Raw genomic sequence first — 1060 nt, forward strand, 5'->3', positions numbered from 1 at the left:
AGGGCCTGAACCAACTACACACGGAATAAATATGTCTGAGACCTTCACTATCGTAGGCGTTGGTCTTACATCGTCATCAGTCGGTGTAACCTTTGCCACGCTGTTTCCGGAGGCGACTCCAGCAGTGATGCTCGGATCACTCGCCGGAACGGCGCTATACGTTCTGACCTCAGATCCCCATCAACTCTGGAAGCAGGCTATCTTTGCGCTGATATCGTTTATCAGTGGGGTGTTCTTCTCCGTACCCATGGCGAAAATCATGGCCGGAATCATCAACACGCCGTTAAGCCTGATGAAGCCACCGGCCAGCATTGAGGTATCGCCAGCTGTCGGTGCAATTGTCACTGCTTCCATTTCCGTGGCAGTCCTGCTGCGTATTCTCCGCAAATCCAAAAGCGGGAAGATGCCGGGGCTGGGGGAGGAAGATAAATGACATGGCAGCTTCTTCTGATGGATGCAAACGCCATAGTTTGCCTGTTAATCATGGTCAGGCTGATGTTTTTCCGGAAAGAGGGAAAGCGTCACCGCCTGAGTGTCGCGGTGCTGGCCTATCTGGTCATTCTTGCCGCCGGATTCAATGCCTTCAACATTCTGCTCGGCCACTACGTTCAGGTTAACCTCGGCGATCTGCTGCTTAACTCCGTCATCTGCATGGCGGTGTGGCTGGCGCGCGGGAACCTGGCGAAGGTCGTCATTACGGAATAGCCATGACCAAAGACGATATCTTTAACACCATCCTCGGCAAAGAGGGCGGTTATGTTGATCACCCGAATGATAAGGGCGGACCAACGAACTGGGGAATTACTCAGGCAACTGCCCGCGCGCATGGTTATACCGGTGATATGCGAAACCTTACACGTGAGCAGGCTCTGGCGATCCTTGAGTCTGATTACTGGTATGGCCCTCGCTTTGATCAGGTGGCAGAAGTATCCCCTTCCATTGCAGCCGAACTTTGCGATACCGGTGTGAACATGGGGCCATCGGTGCAGGTTAAATGGTTCCAGCGCTGGCTGAACGTTTTCAATAACCAGCAGCAGTTCTATCCGGATCTGATCGCCGA

General features: G+C 53.3%; 3 protein-coding genes. All 3 read left to right on the forward strand.

Translation table 11 applies throughout. The features are described 5' to 3' along the window. Window positions 1-31 precede the first annotated feature (31 nt). On the forward strand, window positions 32-433 hold the full coding sequence (locus ACOTX4_RS25935) for a putative holin (RefSeq protein WP_001514183.1): 402 nt from the start codon (window positions 32-34) through the stop codon (window positions 431-433). Next, the gene (locus ACOTX4_RS25940) at window positions 430-705 is read left to right on the forward strand and encodes a phage holin family protein (RefSeq protein WP_001514184.1); all 276 of its coding nucleotides are present in this window, start codon (window positions 430-432) and stop codon (window positions 703-705) included. The genes ACOTX4_RS25935 and ACOTX4_RS25940 overlap by 4 nt, the downstream gene beginning before the upstream one ends. 2 nt (window positions 706-707) lie before the next feature. Then, window positions 708-1060: glycoside hydrolase family 108 protein (locus ACOTX4_RS25945; RefSeq protein ID WP_421635519.1), on the forward strand; the 353-nt coding region annotated here is incomplete at its 3' end.

Origin of the sequence: Enterobacter cloacae complex sp. IR5459 (assembly GCF_049238005.1) — a bacterium.
In the GTDB taxonomy this organism is placed as follows: Bacteria; Pseudomonadota; Gammaproteobacteria; order Enterobacterales; family Enterobacteriaceae; genus Enterobacter; species Enterobacter hormaechei_C.